Source organism: Streptomyces sp. NPDC059994 (genome assembly GCF_042737755.1).
Classification (GTDB): Bacteria; Actinomycetota; Actinomycetes; order Streptomycetales; family Streptomycetaceae; genus Streptomyces.
Genome location: NZ_JBHWUR010000040.1, coordinates 1 through 17,106 on the forward strand (window position 1 = coordinate 1; position 17,106 = coordinate 17,106).

A 17,106-nucleotide genomic window follows, 5' to 3' on the forward strand; every position below is an offset into this window, starting at 1 on the left:
GTTCCGTTCCGTACCGTCTACGAGATCGCCGTCCGCAGCACCGCCACGTCCAGTTGCTCCGTCTCGTCGTGCGCGGTCAGGTCGATGACCTTGCCGACGACCCGCTCGGGGCGGGTGTGCGGCCGCTCGGCCAGGACCTCCTCGCCGACCACGTCGGCCAGGTCCTCCTCCGCGGCCGCCGCTATCGCGGCCTCCACCGCCTCCCTCTCGGCGGCCTCCTTCTCGGCCGCGGTGCCGAAGAAGTCGAAGCTGCCCTCGGGCCGTACGGCGGGACGGGCGACATACGGAACCACCGCCGCCGCGACCGGCTTCGGGGCCGCGGGCAGCGCGGGAAGGGCGGCGGACGACGGGCGGACGTGCTCCCCGCTCCCGGCGGCCGCCGAGTGCTTCCCCTGCGGCTCGTCCGCCTTCCGGTCCGCCGGTGCGGGCAGGGCGGGCGGGACGGCCGACGGACGCACGGGCTGCGGGGCCTTGCGCGCCGCCGCCCGGGCCTCCTCCACCGCCGCGGCCGCGCTGCGCGCCTCCTGCGCGCGGCGCGCGTACGGCAGGTTCTCCAGCGCCCGGGAGGCGGACGCGTACGCGGCGGGCGTCGGCGTACTGGCCGCGGCGGGCAGCGCCTTGGGGGCGGCGGCCTCCAGGGCGAGCCTGCGGCGGCCCTCCAGGGCGGTGGCCCGCTCGGTCTCCGCCGTCGCGTACCGCCGCAGCAGGGCCGCGTGTTCACCGCGCAGCCCGGCCAGCTCCATGCGCTTGGCACGGAGCTTGGCGTCCAGGCGGCCGCGCAGCTCGCGCGACTCCTCCAGGTCCGCCTCCAGTTCGGCGATCCGCTCCTCGGTGCGCCACTGGTCGGCGGCGCGCGAGCGGGTCAGCTCGGCGACCCGGCGGCCGGCCGCCCGGTCCCAGCCGCGCATCAGCACCGAGCCGGTGACGGCGGCCACCGCGGCGGCCGCGGCCAGGCCCCGCAGTGCCATGGGCTGATCGAACAGCCAGGCGCCACCGGCGCAGAAGACAGCGGCGCCGGCGACGGCCGACGGTGAGAGGAGCCTGTGCAGAGGAGGGGAATGGCGGTGGCGTCCACGTGGCATGGCCTGAAATTTACCGTGCGTAGACGCCCAATGGAGCCCCCGCCCGCCAATCTCCCGAATCTTCTCCCAACCGTCTTCTCCGGGCCCCGGTTTTCGCTACTTCTTGATCAGTCCCTTCGACTGGAGATAGTCCTTCGCGACGTCGGCCGCCTTCGCCCGTTCGGCGTCCACCTTGCGGTTCAGTTCGACGAGATCGCCGGTCGTCAGCGTGTGGGTGAGCTTCGCGAGCGCGTCGGCTATCTCCTGGGCGCCCGCTTCCTTCGCATTGACCACGGGAAGGACGTTGTCCGCGTTCTGGAGCTTCTTGTCGTCTTCGAGGAACACCAGGCCGTACTGGTCCAGGGTGGCGTCGGTCGTGGTGGTCAGCACCAGCTGGTCGACGCCGTCCTTGACGGCCTGCTTGGCCTGCGGGGTGCCGACGCCCTTGGGGTCGATTCCGCCGACCTCGATGCCGTACCTGGACTTCAGGCCCGGGGCGCAAAAGGGGCGGACGGGGCACTCGGGGCCCGCCGCGACCTTGACCTTGAGCTTCGACTTCCCCAGATCCGAAAGGGTCTTGAGGTTGTTCTTGGTGGCGAATTCCTTGGTCACCGCGAACGCGTTCTGGTCGACCGCCGCGCCCGCCGGGAGCGCCTTGAGACCGCGCGGGGCGGCGAGCCTGGTGAGCTCGGCGACGGTCGCCGCGGCGTCGCTGGAGGCGAGCGGCTTGTCCTTCGCCTTCTCGCCGTTGGCCTTGGCGTTGAGGAATTCGGTAAGCGTAGCCGCGTATTCCGGAACGACGTCGATCTCACCCTTCTCCAGGGCGGGTTCATACAGCTCGCGGTTCTTCACCGTGGTGATCGAGGTTCCGTACCCGGCGTCGTGCAGGATCTGGGCGTAGAGCTCGGCGAGGACGGCGGACTCGGTGAAGCCGGCGGCGCCGACGGTGAGCGAGCCCTTCTTGCCGCCTCCACCGCTGCTCGCGCCGCCACCACTGCCCTTGTCCTTCTCCAGGCTGTCGCCGCCGCACGCGGCCAGCGACCCGGCCAGCGCCAGCGTGCCCAGCACCGCACCGGCCGTGCGCAGGATCTTGCTCATGAACGTTCACCATCCGAGAGTTCGTAAGTCCGACGTGTTCGGGGTCCGGGGTGTTACGGGGCCGTGCTCCGCCCGCGCACCGCGCGCAGGGGGCTGAACAGCCGGTCGGCCACCACCAGCACGCCCTCGACCAGCAACGCGAGCAGCGCGGCGAGGATCGCCCCCGCGACCACCTGCGGTGTGTTGTACGTGGCGAACCCGGCCGTGATGATCCGGCCGAGGCCGCCGAGCCCCACCATGGAGGCGATCGTCGCCGTGGCCACCACCTGCACCGCGGCCGAACGCACCCCGATCATGATCAGCGGGTAGGCGAGCGGCAGCTCCACCCGGGCGAACAGCTGGCCGCCCGACATCCCCATCCCTCGCGCCGCCTCCACCACCGACCGGTCCACCTCGCGCATTCCCACGTACGCGTTGGTCAGCAGCGGCGGCACCGCGAAGAGCACGAGCGCGATGATCGTCGGCGCGTACCCGGCCTTGCGCAGCGGGGTGAGCATCAGCAGGGCGAGCACCGCGAAGACGGGCACCGCCCGGCCCACGTTGGAGATGTTGACCGCGAGCGCCCCGCCCCGCCCTATGTGCCCGAGCCACAGCGCGAGCGGCAGCGCAATGGCGCACGCCACCAGGAGCGAGGCCCCGCTCACATACGCGTGCTCGGCCAGGCGGTGCCAGGCGCCGTCCTCGCCCGACCAGTTGGACCCCGTCGTCAGCCAGGTCCAGGCGTCGGCCATGACCCCCATCAGCGCGCCCCCGCCGTCGTCCGTATGCGTGTCCACGGGGTGAGCAGTCGCTGGAGACCGAGCAGCAGCAGGTCCGCCACGAGGGCGAGCAGCACGCACAGCATCGAGGCGGTGAGCACCTGGGCCTTGAACGTGGACTGCACGCCGTCGCCTATGAGGTTGCCGAGGCCGCCCTTGCCGACCACCGAGCCGACCGTGGTCAGCGCCACCGTCGACACCGTCGCGATGCGCACGCCCGCCAGCAGTGCGGGCAGCGCGAGCGGCAGCTCGACCTCGAACAGCAGCCGTATCCGTCCGTACCCCATCCCCCGGGCCGCCTCGCGCACTTCGGACGGGACGGCTTCGAGGCCGGCCAGGATGTTCCGTACGAGGATCGTCAGCGAGTAGAGCACCAGGCCGGTGACCACCAGCGACGCGGAGAGCCCGAACACCGGCAGCAGCAGCGAGAACATCGCCAGCGACGGCACCGTGTAGAGCACGGTCGTCAGGGTCAGGACCGCGCCCGCGACCGAGCGGCGGCCACGCGCGAGCAGCGCCAGCGGAAAGGCGATCAGCAGCCCGATCAGCACCGAGACCACCGTGATCCAGACGTGCTGGACCGTGGCGTCGGTCAGCTCCTGGCTGCGGGAGCGCACGTACTCCCAGCAGATCCAGTCGTTGCGCACCAAACAATTCTGCGCAGTCACCCGTCCCCCACCTCCCCCGCCGGATCCCGTGAATCCCCCGACCGAACGTCTGTCTGGCGACCCTAACCCCCGCCACTGACAATCACCGAGGGCCGGCGGGGGGATCCCCGCATCGAACACAGAGCGGCAACATGGGGTTCACACAGCCACGGTCACCACCGGCGACAATGGGGAACCATGATCCGATTCGAGCACGTCACCAAGCGGTACGCCGACGGCACCAGCGCCGTCGACGACCTCTCCTTCGAAGTGGCCGAGGGCGAACTGGTCACGCTCGTCGGGCCGTCCGGCTGCGGCAAGACCACCACGATGAAGATGGTGAACCGGCTGATCGAGCCCACCGAGGGCCGGATATTCCTGGACGGAGAGGACATATCCACCGTCGATCCGGTGCAATTGCGGCGCCGTATCGGCTATGTCATCCAGCAGGTGGGGCTCTTCCCGCACAAGACGGTCCTGGAGAACACCGCGACCGTCCCGCACCTGCTCGGCGTCAAGCGCGCCAAGGCCCGTGAGCGCGCGGCCGAACTGCTCGACCTGGTCGGCCTCGACCCGAAGGTCCACGGGGCGCGCTACCCCGAGCAGCTCTCCGGCGGCCAGCGCCAACGCGTGGGCGTGGCGCGGGCACTGGCGGCCGACCCGCCGGTGCTCCTGATGGACGAGCCGTTCGGCGCGGTCGACCCGGTGGTGCGCGAACGGCTGCAGAACGAGTTCCTCAGGCTCCAGTCGCAGGTCCGCAAGACCGTGCTGTTCGTCACCCACGACATCGAGGAGGCGGTCCGCCTCGGCGACCGCATCGCGGTGTACGGGCAGGGGCGCATCGAGCAGCTGGACGCCCCGGCGGCCGTCCTCGGCACCCCCGCGACCCCCTATGTCGCGGACTTCGTCGGCGCGGACCGGGGCCTGAAGCGGCTCTCGGTGACACCCATCGAGGAGAGCGACCTGGAGCAGCCGCCGGTGGTCCGGCTCGACGACCCGCTCCCCCGCGACCTCGGCGCCCCCTGGGCGGTGGTCCTGGACGCCTCCGGGGACCTGCACGGCTGGATCTCCGCCGAGAAGGCCGCCCTGGCAGGCGAAGGGACCCGTAAGGCGACCGTGCGCGAGCACGCCCGCCGGATGGAGGCCTGGCTGCCGCTCGGCGCCTCCCTGAAGCAGGCGTTCGCGACGATGCTCCAGCACGACGCGGGGTGGATCGCGGTCATCGACCACGAGGGGACGGGCCGCTTCCTCGGCGTCCTCACCCCGGCCCGGCTGCACGAGGCGCTGCGCCGCTCGATCGACGCGGACGCCCAGGCCGTCCCCCGTACGGAAGTGGAAGTGGAATCGATCAGTTCGCGCTGAGGCGGCTGCTGATCCACTCCAGGACCGGCGGGATCTCCCGCCGCCAGGTGTTGAAGTTGTGCCCGCCGCTGTCGAGCGTGATCGACGAGACGCGCGCGGGCGACTTCACCTTCTCGATGAACCTCAGCGTCGGCTTGAGGTTGTCCTCGCCCGACTTGGAGCTGGTGACCAGGAACGACGACTTGGCCGGCGCCACGTGGTCGAGCGCCCACAGCAGGTTGGAACGATTCTTCGCGGCCTTGTCGCCATGGAAGAGATCACCGGTGGTCGGGTCGCTGGCGGCCTTGTAGTACGCCGAGAGGCCGGCGCTGGCGCCGAAGGTCTCCGGGTGGTGGATGCCGATCTTCAACGCGCAGTAGCCGCCGGTCGAGTTCCCGATGAAGCCCCAGTTCTGCGGCTTGGTGCCGACCCGGTACGTCTGCGAGACGGCCTTCGGGAGGTCCTTGGCGAAGAAGGTCTCGGTCTGCGGGCCGCCCGGGACGTCCACACACTCGGTGTCCCTCGGCGGCGCCACCGTCGGGCGCATCATCACGAGGATCATCGGCTGCGCCTTCTTCTGCTTGACCTGCGCCCATGCCGTCTTCGGGTACCTCAGCCCTTTGATCAGGTTCTCCGCGGTGCCCGGATAGCCGGTCAGCACCACGGCGGCCGGGAACTTCTGGTTCTCGTACTTCTTCTGGAAGTACTCGGGGGGCAGATAGACGTAGGCGGGGCTGGCTATTCTGGAGCGTTGGCCCTGGACGACCACCTTCTGGATCTCACCCCCCGCCGCGGGGCTGCCGGCACCGGGGGTGTCGGGCTTCTGCTTCCCCGTGACCTTGATGTCCTTGCTTCCGGCGGAGTGGTCGACCACCACGCCCATGCCGTTCTCCTGGCCGAAGAGGTCCGCCCACGAGCCGTAGAAGAGGAAGGAGTTGTTGGCCGCGAGGCCCACCGAGGCGAAGAGCATCAGCTGTGTGCCGAGGAGCAGGCCGACCCGGCCCAGGACGGCTCGCCAGCTGCGGTTGGCCAGCTTCGGCCAGAGCCAGATGGTGAGCGCGAACAGCACCACCGCCAGTACGACGGCGAGCGCCAGAACCTTGTTGCTCGTGAGACCCATGAGTCGTCGAAACTTTCTGACTGAGATTTTCCTGAGGCCGAGGGAACCCGCCCCCGGGAAGTGCCGTCCTAGAGGGCGCAAATTGTCCAAAACACAGCGGCGACCTTGTCACTGTGGCGGACAACAGAATCTCTCGCGGAGTCACGGGAAGCGATGTCTGTCAGGATAGATGGGGACAAAAAGGGTTCGGTTCCGGCCGGCGCGCGCAAAGTCCTCCGCGGACCGCGCCCCGAGACGGTACCTACACTGGTCGGCACGGCCGCGACATTTGTCGGCCTGCTCAACATCGCCGCCGGCATCTTCCCGCGCTTCCGCGCCAGCCGGATGCACGCCGTCAGCGAGGTCCTGCCCGGTACGACGGGCCCCTTCGCGGCGGCCCTGGCGCTGAGCACCGGCGTCCTGCTGCTGCTCCTGGCCCACGGTCTGAAGCGGCGCAAGCGGCGGGCCTGGCGGGCCGCGGTCGCCCTGCTGCCGATCGGCGCGGTGGCCCAGTTCCTCTACCGCCACTCGATCGTCGGCGTACTGATCTCGGTCGCCCTGCTGGTGCTGCTGGTCAGGCACCGCAGCGAGTTCACCGCACTGCCCGACCCGCGCAGCCGCTGGAAGGCGCTGGCCAACTTCATCCTGCTCGGCTCCGGTTCGCTGGGCCTGGGCCTGGTGATCGTCTCGGTCCACCCGGGCCGGGTCGTCGGCAACCCGTCGATCGCCGACCGGATCCAGCATGTGATGTACGGCCTGTTCGGCTTCGAGGGCCCCGTCGAGTACGCGGGCGACACCAGCTGGACCGTCGCCTATTCGCTGGGCGCGCTCGGCCTGCTGACCGCGATCACCACCATCTACCTGGCCTTCCGCCCCGAGCACCCGGCCGCCCGGCTCACCGAGGACGACGAGCGCCAGCTGCGCGACCTGCTCGCCAAGCACGGCGCCCGCGACTCGCTCGGCCACTTCGCGCTCCGCCGCGACAAGGCGGTCGTCTTCTCCCCCAGCGGCAAGGCGGCCGTCACCTACCGCGTGGTCTCCGGTGTGATGCTCGCGTCGGGCGACCCCATCGGCGACGTCGAGGCCTGGCCCGGCGCCATCGAGCGGTTCATGGACGAGGCCAAGGCCCACTCCTGGACCCCGGCCGTGGTCGGCTGCTCGGAGACGGGCGGCGAGGTGTGGACCCGCGAGACCGGGCTCGACGCCCTGGAACTGGGCGACGAGGCGGTGGTGGACGCCGCGGATTTCTCCCTTTCCGGGCGCGCCATGCGGAACGTACGCCAGATGGTCAAGCGCATCGAGCGCAATGGCTACGAAACCCGCGTACGGCGCGTCCGTGATCTCTCCGTAGGTGAGCTGGAACGGATCCGGCGGGCCGCCGAGGACTGGCGCGGCACCGACACCGAGCGCGGCTTCTCCATGGCGCTGGGGCGGATCGGCGACCCGGGCGACGGCGACTGCGTGATCGCCACCGCCCACAAGGCCGACGACGACGGCTCGGGCGAGCCGGGCCCGTACGGCGACCTCAAGGCAATGATTCACTTCGTCCCCTGGGGCGCCGACGGAATGTCGCTGGAGCTGATGCGCCGCGACCGCTCCGCCGACCCGGGTATGAACGAGCTGCTGATCGTCGCCGCGCTGCAGGCGGCGCCCAAGATCGGCATCGAACACGTCTCCCTGAACTTCGCGATGTTCCGTTCCGCGCTGGCGCGGGGCGAGAAGATCGGCGCCGGCCCGGTGCTGCGGCTCTGGCGCGGACTGCTGGTCTTCCTGTCCCGCTGGTTCCAGATTGAGTCGCTGTACAAGTTCAATGCGAAGTTCCAGCCACGCTGGGAGCCGCGCTTCATGGTCTACCGGGCCCACGGCGACCTGCCGCGCATCGGCTTCGCGGTGATGCAGGCCGAGGGCTTCGTGAACTTCGCCCTGCCGCGCCCGTTCACCCGCTTCAGCCGCGCCCACCGCAAGCGCCCGTGCGCACACCTGGCGGCGCCGGAGGGCGAGAGAGCGGTACGGGCGGCGTAGCGCCTTAAGTACGGGCGGCGTAGCGCCTTAAGGGGGCGGAGCCGCCCTTCGAGGGGCGCGGGGCTGTGACATTCGCGGCTCCGCCGCGATGGGGGTCCCCCCTGTTCGAGCGAAGCCGAGAACTTGGGGGAGCGAGCAACCCCCACGGTCCGCAGCCGACCAGACAGCACGAAAGGGGCCCGGGAGAAATCCCGGGCCCCTTTTCGTCTTACGCGGACGCCGTCTCCGCCGCCTTCTCGGTCACGGCAGCCTCCGGCTGCTCCGACTGTTCCGGCTGCTCCGGCTGCTCCGACTGTTCCGGCTGCTCCGGCTGCTCCGACTGTTCCGGCTGCTTCGGCCGGCGGTCGGAGTGGAGCCCCACCAGAGCCACCACCACGACCAGCAGGAACGCCGCCCCCGCGAGCGCGAAGCTCAGCGTGAACTGGCTCTCCTGCGGCAGCGGCGGCACCCCGGCCGGCAGGTGCTCGATCGTCTTGGACGCGAGCAGCGAGGTGATCACCGCACTGGCGATGGCGCTGCCGACCGACCGGGAGATCGAGTTGATGCCGTTGGCGATACCGGTCTGGTGGTGCGGGACGCTCGCCACGATCAGGGCGGGCATCGCCGCGTAACCGAAGCTGATGGCGACACCGATCACCATGCCGGCCAGGATCACCGAGGCGCCGGAGTCGTGCGCGCCGGTCAGCCAGGCGAAGCCGATGACACCGAACGCGGCACCGGCCGTCAGCGTGAAGCGGGCGCCGATGCGGCGGACCAGCATGCCGCCGATCTGGGCCGCGAGCAGCGACATGATCGTGGTGGGCAGCAGGTACTCGACGGAGGCGCGCAGCACCGACGCGGTGAAGCCGTAACCGGTGACCTTCTCCGGCATCTGCACCAGGTACGAGACGCCGATGAACTGCGAGAACATCGCGAAGCCGAGCAGCAGACCGGCCAGGTTGGTGAAGAGCACCGGGCGGTGGGCGAACATCTTCATGTCCACCATGGGCGACTTGACCTTGCGCTCGACCAGGACCCAGACCCCGGCCATGACGACGGCGGCGACGAAGAGGCCGAGGGTGCGGACCGAGGTCCAGCCCCACTCGTGGCCCTGCGAGATCGGCAGCAGCAGGAGGACCAGGAGGGCGGCCAGCGTGCCCGCGCCGAGCCAGTCGGTGCGCCCGCCGGGCTTGTGGCGCGAGGCCGGGACGCCCGCGACGACGGCGACCAGGGCGACGACGGCCAGCACGGCGGCCAGCCAGAAGACGCGGTGGTAGTCGGGGTGGTCGCCCTGGGTCAGCAGGCCGGCGCCCACCAGGGCGAGGCCGCTGCCGAACGCCAGGGTGCCGCTGACCAGCGCCATCGCGCCGTGCAGCTTCTCCGGGCGGATCTCCTCGCGCAGCACCGAGAGGGCCAGCGGGAAGATCGCGGTGGCGGCGCCCTGCATGACCCGGCCGATGATCAGCCAGAGCAGCGAGCTGGTGGTGGCCGCGAGCACCGAGCCCGCCACCATCAGCACCAGGACGCCTATGAGCGTGGGCTTCTTGCCGTGCATGTCGCCGAAGCGGCCGAGCAGCGGGGTGAAGACGGCGGCGGAGAGGAGGGTCGCGGTGGTGACCCAGCTGACGTTGGCGGTGGAGGTGCCGAGGTCGTTCTGGATGATGCCGAGGATCGGCACGACCAGGGTCTGCATCATCGAGACGACCATGGCGGCCAGCCCGAGGACCAGGACGAGCGCGGGGCCGCCGGTGGGGCGCGTGGGCGCCACGTGATGTGTGGGAGTCACGGTTTCTTCCGTAGGAGTACGTAGGGAGGGGGTCTCGCTTGAGGTCTTCGACGCTCTTGGATGCTTCTCTTGGATGCTTGACTACCTCAAGCGCTTGATTACCCCAAGCAACTAGAGTGACGGTAAACCTCAAAGGTTGAGATCGTCAAGTTTCTCGCGGTAAGGTGGCGCCATGTCTGGAACCAGCCGCCCGGCCGCCGTGACCGACGCCGTCACGAACGACGCGCTCATGGACGCCCTCTGGGACTCCCTGGCGGACTACTACGGCGACTTCACCGCGGCCGCCTCCGAGGCCGGCCTCACCGCCAGCCAGGCCAAGGCCCTCACCGTCCTGCGCCGCGGCCCCGCCGCCATGCGCTCGCTCGCCACCACGCTGCACTGCGACGCCTCCAACATCACGGGCATCGTCGACCGCCTCGAAACCAGGGGCCTGGTCCGCCGCGAGCCCAGCCCCACCGACCGCCGCGTCAAGAACGTCCTCCTCACCGAGGACGGCCTCCGCGCCGTCGAATCGATCCGGGCGGGCATGCACGGCACCCACAGCGCCCTGGACGCGCTGGACGGCGCCGACCGCGGCGCCCTCCACGAACTGCTGCGGCGCCTGTTCGCAGGCCCCGCCGCCCGGCCCGGCACCCGCCCGCGCACCTTCGGCTGAGGTCCGGCCGACGTCTGGTCCGAGTACCACCGGCTGACGCCTACGCTGGACGTATGAGTACGTTGCGCCGACGGGGCACGGTGGCCGGGCTGCCCGAGTGGGACCGCTGTGCGGTCATGGGCGTGGTCAACGTCACGCCCGACTCCTTCTCCGACGGCGGGCGCTGGTTCGACACCGCCGCCGCCGTCAAGCACGGCCTCGACCTCGTCGCCGAGGGCGCCGACCTGGTGGACGTCGGCGGCGAGTCGACCCGCCCCGGCGCCTCCCGCGTCGATGAGGACGAGGAGCTGCGCCGGGTCGTCCCCGTGGTGCGCGGCCTCGCCTCCGAGGGCGTCACCGTCTCCGTCGACACCATGCGCGCCCGCGTCGCCGAACAGGCCGTCGCGGCGGGCGCGTTGCTGGTCAACGACGTCAGCGGCGGCCTCGCCGACCCGGACATGATCCCCGTGGTGGCCGCCGCCGGAGCCCCCTTCGTCGTCATGCACTGGCGCGGCTTCAGCCAGGACATGAACAGCCGCGCGGTGTACGCGGACGTGGTCGCCGAAGTCGTCGCCGAGCTCCACGCGCGCGTGGAGGCCGTCGTCGCCGGCGGCATCGCCCCCGAGCGGATCGTCATCGACCCCGGCCTCGGCTTCGCCAAGCAGGCCGAACACGACCTGGCGCTCGTCGCCCACCTGGCCGAGCTGCGCGCCCTGGGCCACCCGCTGCTCGTCGCAGCCTCCCGCAAGCGCTTCCTCGGCCGCGTACTCGCCGGGGACGGCTCCGGCCCGCCCCCCGCCCGCGAACGGGACGCCGCCACGGCCGCCGTCTCCGCCATCGCCGCCCACGAGGGCGCCTGGGCGGTCCGGGTCCACGAGGTCCGCGCCACGGCCGACGCCGTACGCGTCGCGCGCGCGGTCGAAGGAGCGGCAGGCCGCGCGGCCGGGCCCACCGGGGAAACCGCGTGACGGCCCGCACCGACGTGGAGGCCGTCGAGCTGGCCAACACCGCGTTCTACGAGACGCTGGAGCGCGGCGACTTCGACGAGCTCTCCGAGCTCTGGCTGAGCGCCACCGACGCCGGGGACACCTCGATCTCCTGCGTCCACCCGGGCTGGCCGGTCCTCTCCGGCCGCGGCGAGGTGCTCCGCTCGTACGCGCTGATCATGGCGAACACCGAGTACATCCAGTTCTTCCTCACCGATGTGAAGGTCGTCGTCCTCACCGACACCGCCCTGGTCACCTGCACCGAGAACATCCTCAGCGGCGGCCCCGCGCAGGAGAGCGGCGAGCTCGGGCCGCTGGTGGGCCAGCTCGTGGTCGCCACCAATGTGTTCCGCCGCACATCCGAGGGCTGGAAGCTCTGGTCCCACCACGGCTCCCCCGTCCTGGCGGAAACGGGCGAGGACGAGGGTTCCGAGGACTGAGCCCGGGCTCCCGTTGGTTGAAGAGGGGGATTCCGAGGATTGAAACAGGCGGCTCGGGGTAGGGGCGGGTACCAGTCCCGACGCCGTCTGTCCATAGCCCCCGTGGGCGAGCGTTGTCAGTGCCCGCAGGTAGATTCGATGGTGGGTACGGAGCCGCCCGCACGCGGCCGTGCCCGACCGACCAACGACAGCAGGAGTGATTCGCGTGGATCGTGTCGCGCTGCGCGGCCTCAAGGCCCGTGGGCACCATGGCGTCTTCCCCCGGGAGCGCGAAGAGGGCCAGACCTTCATCGTGGACCTGGTGCTCGGCCTCGACACCCGCCCCGCGGCGGAGGACGACGACCTGGCGAAGACCGTGCACTACGGAGTGGTGGCCGAGGAAGTCGTGGATGTCGTCCAGGGCGAGCCGGTCGACCTGATCGAGACGCTGGCCGAGCGCATCGCCCAGCAGTGCCTGAAGCACGCGGGGGTCCAGCAGGTGGAGGTGTGCGTCCACAAGCCGGACGCGCCGATCACCGTCCCCTTCGACGACGTGACCATCACCATCACCCGGAGCCGAGTATGACTGTGTTCTCCCACGAGAGCCCGCAGAGCGACCCGACCGTGCAGCCGGTGCCCGCCTCCGTGGTCGAGCAGGTGGACGCGGCCGACGTCACCCTGTCCAACCCGAAACGCGCCGTGATCTCCCTCGGCTCCAACCTCGGCAACCGCCTGGAGACGCTCCAGGGCGCGATCGACGCGCTGGAGGACACGCCCGGCCTGCGGGTCAAGGCGGTCTCCCCGGTGTACGAGACGGAGCCGTGGGGAGTCGCCCCCGGCTCCCAGCCCTCGTACTTCAACGCGGTGGTCGTGGTGAAGACGACACTCCCCCCGACCTCCCTCCTGGAACGCGGCCAGGCCATCGAGGAAGCCTTCGACCGGGTCCGCGACGAGCGCTGGGGCCCGCGCACGATCGACGTGGACATCGTTGCCTACGCCGATCTCATCGTGGACGACCCGGTACTGACGCTGCCCCACCCGCGCGCCCACGAGCGGGCGTTCGTCCTCGCCCCCTGGCAGGACGTGGACCCGGAGGCCCAGCTGCCCGGCCGCGGCCCGGTCGCCGCGCTGCTCGCCGCGATCGGCCGCGAAGGCGTGCTGCCGCGCGCCGACCTGGAACTCCGCCTGCCCGAGTAGTCGTTAGGCTGCTGACGGCGAGTAAGTTCCGACACGAAGGGCACTCTTCGGTGAAACAACTGAGGCTGGGCGTACTGGCGGGACTCTTCGCCGTCGCCGGAGTGCTCTCTTGGGCAGGCGCCCGGCTGTGGGACTCCCTGGGCACCCTGCCGAGCGTCCCGCTGGCCGCGCCGATCGTGCTGGCCGTGATCGCGGTCACCCTCTTCGCCACGGCCCTGTCCATCCGCTCCCGCCTGCGCGCCCAGCGCGAGCGCCGCCCCGGCGCGAAGGGCGTCGAGCCCCTGATGGCGGCCCGCGCCGTGGTCTTCGGCCAGTCCAGCGCACTGGTGGCCGCCCTGGTCTCGGGGATGTACGGAGGGACGGGCGTCTTCCTCCTCGGCTCCCTGGACATCCCGGCCCGCCGCGACCAGGCCATCTACGCGGCCTTCTCGGTAGCGGCCGGCATCGCGGTGGTGGCGGCGGCGTTCTTCCTGGAACGCGTCTGCAAACTCCCGGACGACGAGGACGAGGGCAAGGCTCCGGCGGTGTGAGGGGGCGCTTCCCGGTCCCCGTCACCACGCCTGGCGTACGAGGTGGCCGTTCACGAGGGCGGCGGGGTGCGGCTCCAGCCGGAAGCCGTGCAGGGTGAACAGCTTGTCGGGCACGGCCCGCAAGCGCACCTCGTGCACCTCGGTCCATGCCGACTCCGTCAGCTCAAGCGGATGCCGCTCGGCACGGAACGTGCCGCAGGCGGGCCGGCTGTCGGCCAGCACGAGGCGGGACACCTTGCCGTCGGTGCGGGGCGTGAACCGTGCCCCCGCCACCTTCGCGATCTCCGCCAGGAACGGGACGTCGGCACTGGCGACGACCCGCGCAGGCCACCGCCGGACGGCGGCAGCCGTCACCGCCGCCACAGCCGTCCAGGAAGCCCTCGAACACCTCCCGGTCGCGCGGCACGACGCACGGGAAGCGCTGGCGCAGGGGTGCGCATCTCCGCCGAGGTACTGGCGCAGCAGATCCGCGAGGTACGACGAGACGACGCGAGCCCGGAAACCCGGCAAGTCTCTTCCCAGGTAGCCCGACGGTGGCCGCCTTCACGTCCGCGCCGGAGGTCTGAGCACTGCGCTTTCGTCGAGCGTCCACAGGCGGGTGCCCGCGGTCACGTCCGCGCTCGTGCCCGACCGCCGACCACGTTCACCGTCTGACGGCTCGGAACCCGGTACCCCATCACCATCCCCCGGATCAGCGATCGATTCCCTGATCCGGGGCCGTACCGGCACCACTGACCACCGGACCACCGGACTACCGCGCCAGTATCAGGCTCATCGCCTCGGCCCGTGTGCTCGCGTCGCGCAGCTGTCCGCGCACCGCAGACGTGGTGGTCTTCGCGCCCGGCTTGCGGATGCCGCGCACCGACATGCACATGTGCTCGGCCTCGATCACCACGATCGCGCCGCGCGCCTCCAGGATCCGCATCAGCGAGTCCGCGATCTGCGTGGTCAGGCGCTCCTGGACCTGCGGCCGGCGGGCGTACACGTCCACCAGCCGGGCCAGCTTCGACAGGCCGGTGATCTTGCCCGTGTCGGCCGGGATGTAGCCGACGTGGGCCACTCCATGGAACGGGAGCAGGTGATGTTCACACAAAGACACGATTTCGATGTCCTTCACCAGGACCATCTCGTCGTGCCCCAAGTCGAACGTCGTCGTCAGGACGTCCTCGGGCTCCTGCCAGAGACCGGCCAGGATCTCCCGATAGGCCCGCGCCACCCGCCCCGGCGTGTCCCGCAGCCCTTCCCGTTCCGGGTCCTCGCCGACCGCGATGAGGAGTTCGCGTACGGCGTTCTCGGCGCGCTTCTCGTCGAATTCGCCGATGGAACCCTCGCCGTCCAGCGTCACCGGGTCGGTCATCTGTGCCTCGTTCCTGGTTCGTGTGCACGGGTGTACGAAAGCGCCGCGCCCCCACAGGCTAAAACCTGGGGGGCGCGGCGTGCATTCCGGGTCCGAGGAGCCGGGGGTCAGCTCTCGGGGCGGTCTTCCGCTGCCGGGAGCTGCTCGGTCGGGACCGAGTCGGTCGGGGTCGCGCCATTGGCGGTGGTCGCGCCGTTGGTCAGGGCCAGCTCCCTGGGCGACAGGACCGGGGGGCGGGTCGACGGCGTACGCCGCGACGAGCCCGTCCAGGCCGGACGCGCGGGGCGCCGGACGATGGGGGCGAAGATCTCGGCGAGTTGCTCCTTGCCGAGCGTCTCCTTCTCCAGAAGCTCCAGGACCAGGTTGTCGAGGACATCGCGGTTCTCGACGAGGATCTCCCACGCCTCGTTGTGCGCCGTCTCGATGAGCTTCTTGACCTCTTCGTCGACGAGCGCCGCGACCTCTTCCGAGTAGTCGCGCTGGTGCGCCATCTCACGGCCCAGGAACGGCTCCGTGTTGTCGCCACCGAACTTGATCGCGCCGAGCCGCTCGGTCATGCCGTACTGCGTGACCATCGCGCGGGCGGTGGTCGTGGCCTTCTCGATGTCGTTCGCCGCGCCCGTGGTCGGGTCGTGGAAGACGAGCTCCTCGGCCGCGCGCCCGCCCAGCATGTAGGCGAGCTGGTCGAGCATCTCGTTGCGCGTGGTCGAGTACCTGTCCTCGTCCGGCAGGACCATCGTGTAGCCGAGGGCCCGGCCGCGCGACAGGATCGTGATCTTGTGGACCGGGTCCGCGTTCGGGGAAGCCGCCGCGACCAGGGCGTGTCCGCCCTCGTGGTACGCGGTGATCTTCTTCTCCTTGTCGGACATGATCCGGGTCCGCTTCTGCGGGCCCGCCACGACGCGGTCGATCGCCTCGTCCAGCATGTCGTTGTCGATCAGCTTCTGGTTGCTGCGCGCCGTGAGGAGCGCCGCTTCGTTCAGCACGTTCGCCAGGTCGGCGCCGGTGAAGCCGGGGGTGCGCCGGGCGACGGCCGCGAGGTCGACGTCCGGGGCGACCGGCTTGCCCTTCTGGTGGACCTTGAGGATCTCCAGACGGCCCTGCATGTCCGGGCGGTCGACCGCGATCTGGCGGTCGAAGCGGCCGGGGCGCAGGAGGGCGGGGTCGAGGATGTCGGGCCGGTTGGTGGCGGCGATCAGGATGACGCCGCCCTTCACGTCGAAGCCGTCCATCTCGACGAGCAGCTGGTTGAGCGTCTGCTCGCGCTCGTCGTGGCCGCCGCCGAGGCCCGCGCCGCGGTGCCGGCCGACGGCGTCGATCTCGTCGACGAAGACGATCGCCGGGGCGTTCGCCTTGGCCTGCTCGAAGAGGTCGCGGACACGCGAGGCGCCGACGCCGACGAACATCTCGACGAAGTCGGAGCCGGAGATCGAGTAGAAGGGGACGCCGGCCTCGCCCGCGACGGCGCGCGCGAGGAGGGTCTTGCCGGTGCCGGGCGGGCCGTAGAGCAGCACGCCCTTGGGGATCTTGGCGCCGACGGCCTGGAACTTCGCCGGCTCCTGGAGGAACTCCTTGATCTCGTGGAGCTCCTCGACGGCCTCGTCGGCCCCGGCCACGTCGGAGAACGTGGTCTTCGGGGTGTCCTTGGTGATGAGCTTGGCCTTGGACTTCCCGAAGTTCATGACTCGGGAGCCGCCGCCCTGCATCTGGTTCATCAGGAACAGGAAGACGACGACGATGAGGACGAAGGGGAGCAGCGAGAGCAGGATCCCCACGATCGGGTTCTGCTTCGAGGGGGAGACCGTGTAGCCCTTGGTGAGGTCTCCGCTGTCGAACTTGCCCTGCAGCTTGTTGGCCAGGCTGGTGCCCTGGGCGTCGCCGATGTAGCTCGCCTGGATCTTGCCGGCGCCCTTGACCTTCTGGCCGTCCTTGAGTTCGACCTTGATGACCGACTCGTCGCCGGTGGTGATCTTGGCTTGCTCTACCTGGTTCTTGTCGATCGCCTGGACGACCTCAGAGGTGTCCACCGTCTTGTAGCCGCCCGACGAGCCGACGACCTGCATCAACACGACCACGGCGAGGACGGCCAGCACGATCCACATGACCGGCCCACGGAAGTATCGCTTCACGTCCATCCATACGGAGCGAGAACGCCCCGTCCCTCCTGCCCGTAGGTAAATGCTGCTGTGAGA

17 protein-coding genes are annotated in these 17,106 nt (G+C 70.5%); 8 read left to right on the top strand and 9 right to left on the bottom strand.

Annotated elements, in window-relative coordinates:
- Nucleotides 1-17: 17 nt before the first annotated feature.
- The 4 genes from ACFWA7_RS20810 to ACFWA7_RS20825 all read right to left on the bottom strand — a co-directional run bounded on the left by ACFWA7_RS20810 (nt 18) and on the right by ACFWA7_RS20825 (nt 3,585).
- On the bottom strand, nt 18-1,082 hold the full coding sequence (locus ACFWA7_RS20810) for a hypothetical protein (protein WP_385824484.1): 1,065 nt from the start codon (nt 1,080-1,082) through the stop codon (nt 18-20).
- A gap of 96 nt (nt 1,083-1,178) precedes the next feature.
- Nucleotides 1,179-2,159, bottom strand: coding sequence for an ABC transporter substrate-binding protein (locus tag ACFWA7_RS20815; protein WP_385824485.1), 981 nt, complete (start codon nt 2,157-2,159; stop codon nt 1,179-1,181).
- A gap of 53 nt (nt 2,160-2,212) precedes the next feature.
- On the bottom strand, nt 2,213-2,899 hold the full coding sequence (locus ACFWA7_RS20820; protein ID WP_385539614.1) for an ABC transporter permease: 687 nt from the start codon (nt 2,897-2,899) through the stop codon (nt 2,213-2,215).
- The gene (locus ACFWA7_RS20825) at nt 2,899-3,585 is read right to left on the bottom strand and encodes an ABC transporter permease (RefSeq protein WP_385539603.1); all 687 of its coding nucleotides are present in this window, start codon (nt 3,583-3,585) and stop codon (nt 2,899-2,901) included. Before ACFWA7_RS20825 ends, ACFWA7_RS20820 begins: the two co-directional genes overlap by 1 nt.
- Nucleotides 3,586-3,762: 177 nt before the next feature.
- Between ACFWA7_RS20825 and ACFWA7_RS20830 the strand changes: the two genes are divergently transcribed.
- Entirely contained in the window at nt 3,763-4,926 is a 1,164-nt protein-coding gene (locus ACFWA7_RS20830) for an ABC transporter ATP-binding protein (protein WP_385539601.1), read from the top strand.
- On the opposite strand, the gene ACFWA7_RS20835 is transcribed toward ACFWA7_RS20830, so the two are convergent.
- Nucleotides 4,913-6,025 (bottom strand): alpha/beta hydrolase, encoded by a 1,113-nt coding sequence (locus ACFWA7_RS20835; protein ID WP_385539600.1) that lies wholly within the window; start codon nt 6,023-6,025, stop codon nt 4,913-4,915. The two genes, ACFWA7_RS20830 and ACFWA7_RS20835, sit on opposite strands and share 14 nt — an antisense overlap.
- A gap of 153 nt (nt 6,026-6,178) precedes the next feature.
- Between ACFWA7_RS20835 and ACFWA7_RS20840 the strand changes: the two genes are divergently transcribed.
- Entirely contained in the window at nt 6,179-8,026 is a 1,848-nt protein-coding gene (locus tag ACFWA7_RS20840) for a phosphatidylglycerol lysyltransferase domain-containing protein (RefSeq protein WP_385539598.1), read from the top strand.
- Nucleotides 8,027-8,234: 208 nt separating this feature from the next.
- Here ACFWA7_RS20840 and ACFWA7_RS20845 read toward each other — a convergent pair whose 3' ends face one another.
- Nucleotides 8,235-9,791, bottom strand: coding sequence for an MFS transporter (locus ACFWA7_RS20845; RefSeq protein ID WP_385824487.1), 1,557 nt, complete (start codon nt 9,789-9,791; stop codon nt 8,235-8,237).
- Between the two features lie 172 nt (nt 9,792-9,963).
- Here ACFWA7_RS20845 and ACFWA7_RS20850 point away from each other — a divergent pair, with 172 nt between their 5' ends.
- The 6 genes from ACFWA7_RS20850 (at nt 9,964) to ACFWA7_RS20875 (ending at nt 13,557) form a co-directional block, all read left to right on the top strand.
- The gene (locus tag ACFWA7_RS20850) at nt 9,964-10,446 is read left to right on the top strand and encodes a MarR family winged helix-turn-helix transcriptional regulator (protein ID WP_385539594.1); all 483 of its coding nucleotides are present in this window, start codon (nt 9,964-9,966) and stop codon (nt 10,444-10,446) included.
- Nucleotides 10,447-10,499: 53 nt separating this feature from the next.
- The gene (gene folP, locus ACFWA7_RS20855; protein ID WP_385824489.1) at nt 10,500-11,393 is read left to right on the top strand and encodes a dihydropteroate synthase; all 894 of its coding nucleotides are present in this window, start codon (nt 10,500-10,502) and stop codon (nt 11,391-11,393) included.
- Entirely contained in the window at nt 11,390-11,851 is a 462-nt protein-coding gene (locus ACFWA7_RS20860; protein ID WP_385539590.1) for a nuclear transport factor 2 family protein, read from the top strand. The genes folP and ACFWA7_RS20860 overlap by 4 nt, the downstream gene beginning before the upstream one ends.
- Nucleotides 11,852-12,056: 205 nt before the next feature.
- A complete protein-coding gene (folB, locus tag ACFWA7_RS20865) occupies nt 12,057-12,416 on the top strand; it encodes a dihydroneopterin aldolase (RefSeq protein ID WP_371653974.1) in 360 nt (119 codons plus the stop codon).
- Nucleotides 12,413-13,027 (top strand): 2-amino-4-hydroxy-6-hydroxymethyldihydropteridine diphosphokinase, encoded by a 615-nt coding sequence (gene folK / locus ACFWA7_RS20870; protein ID WP_385539588.1) that lies wholly within the window; start codon nt 12,413-12,415, stop codon nt 13,025-13,027. Before folB ends, folK begins: the two co-directional genes overlap by 4 nt.
- Before the next feature lie 50 nt (nt 13,028-13,077).
- Nucleotides 13,078-13,557 carry a DUF3180 domain-containing protein gene (locus ACFWA7_RS20875; RefSeq protein WP_371653972.1) on the top strand — a complete coding sequence of 160 codons (480 nt, stop codon included), beginning with the start codon at nt 13,078-13,080 and terminating at the stop codon, nt 13,555-13,557.
- A 21-nt stretch (nt 13,558-13,578) separates the two neighbouring features.
- Here ACFWA7_RS20875 and ACFWA7_RS20880 read toward each other — a convergent pair whose 3' ends face one another.
- The 3 genes from ACFWA7_RS20880 to ftsH form a co-directional block, all read right to left on the bottom strand.
- On the bottom strand, nt 13,579-13,911 hold the full coding sequence (locus ACFWA7_RS20880) for a hypothetical protein (protein ID WP_385824491.1): 333 nt from the start codon (nt 13,909-13,911) through the stop codon (nt 13,579-13,581).
- A gap of 397 nt (nt 13,912-14,308) precedes the next feature.
- Nucleotides 14,309-14,914 (bottom strand): GTP cyclohydrolase I FolE, encoded by a 606-nt coding sequence (gene folE / locus ACFWA7_RS20885; RefSeq protein WP_385539585.1) that lies wholly within the window; start codon nt 14,912-14,914, stop codon nt 14,309-14,311.
- Nucleotides 14,915-15,021: 107 nt separating this feature from the next.
- Entirely contained in the window at nt 15,022-17,049 is a 2,028-nt protein-coding gene (ftsH, locus tag ACFWA7_RS20890) for an ATP-dependent zinc metalloprotease FtsH (protein WP_385824493.1), read from the bottom strand.
- Nucleotides 17,050-17,106 lie beyond the last annotated feature (57 nt).

What these genes read in the sequence shown, in the direction of transcription:
- ACFWA7_RS20810 (WP_385824484.1), bottom strand. Translation starts at nt 1,082, where the DNA reads ATGCCACGTGGACGCCACCGCCATTCCCCTCCTCTGCACAGGCTCCTC.
- ACFWA7_RS20815 (WP_385824485.1), bottom strand. Translation starts at nt 2,159, where the DNA reads ATGAGCAAGATCCTGCGCACGGCCGGTGCGGTGCTGGGCACGCTGGCG.
- ACFWA7_RS20820 (WP_385539614.1), bottom strand. Translation starts at nt 2,899, where the DNA reads ATGGGGGTCATGGCCGACGCCTGGACCTGGCTGACGACGGGGTCCAAC.
- ACFWA7_RS20830 (WP_385539601.1), top strand. Translation starts at nt 3,763, where the DNA reads ATGATCCGATTCGAGCACGTCACCAAGCGGTACGCCGACGGCACCAGC.
- ACFWA7_RS20835 (WP_385539600.1), bottom strand. Translation starts at nt 6,025, where the DNA reads ATGGGTCTCACGAGCAACAAGGTTCTGGCGCTCGCCGTCGTACTGGCG.
- ACFWA7_RS20840 (WP_385539598.1), top strand. Translation starts at nt 6,179, where the DNA reads ATGTCTGTCAGGATAGATGGGGACAAAAAGGGTTCGGTTCCGGCCGGC.
- ACFWA7_RS20850 (WP_385539594.1), top strand. Translation starts at nt 9,964, where the DNA reads ATGTCTGGAACCAGCCGCCCGGCCGCCGTGACCGACGCCGTCACGAAC.
- folP (WP_385824489.1), top strand. Translation starts at nt 10,500, where the DNA reads ATGAGTACGTTGCGCCGACGGGGCACGGTGGCCGGGCTGCCCGAGTGG.
- folK (WP_385539588.1), top strand. Translation starts at nt 12,413, where the DNA reads ATGACTGTGTTCTCCCACGAGAGCCCGCAGAGCGACCCGACCGTGCAG.
- folE (WP_385539585.1), bottom strand. Translation starts at nt 14,914, where the DNA reads ATGACCGACCCGGTGACGCTGGACGGCGAGGGTTCCATCGGCGAATTC.
- ftsH (WP_385824493.1), bottom strand. Translation starts at nt 17,049, where the DNA reads ATGGACGTGAAGCGATACTTCCGTGGGCCGGTCATGTGGATCGTGCTG.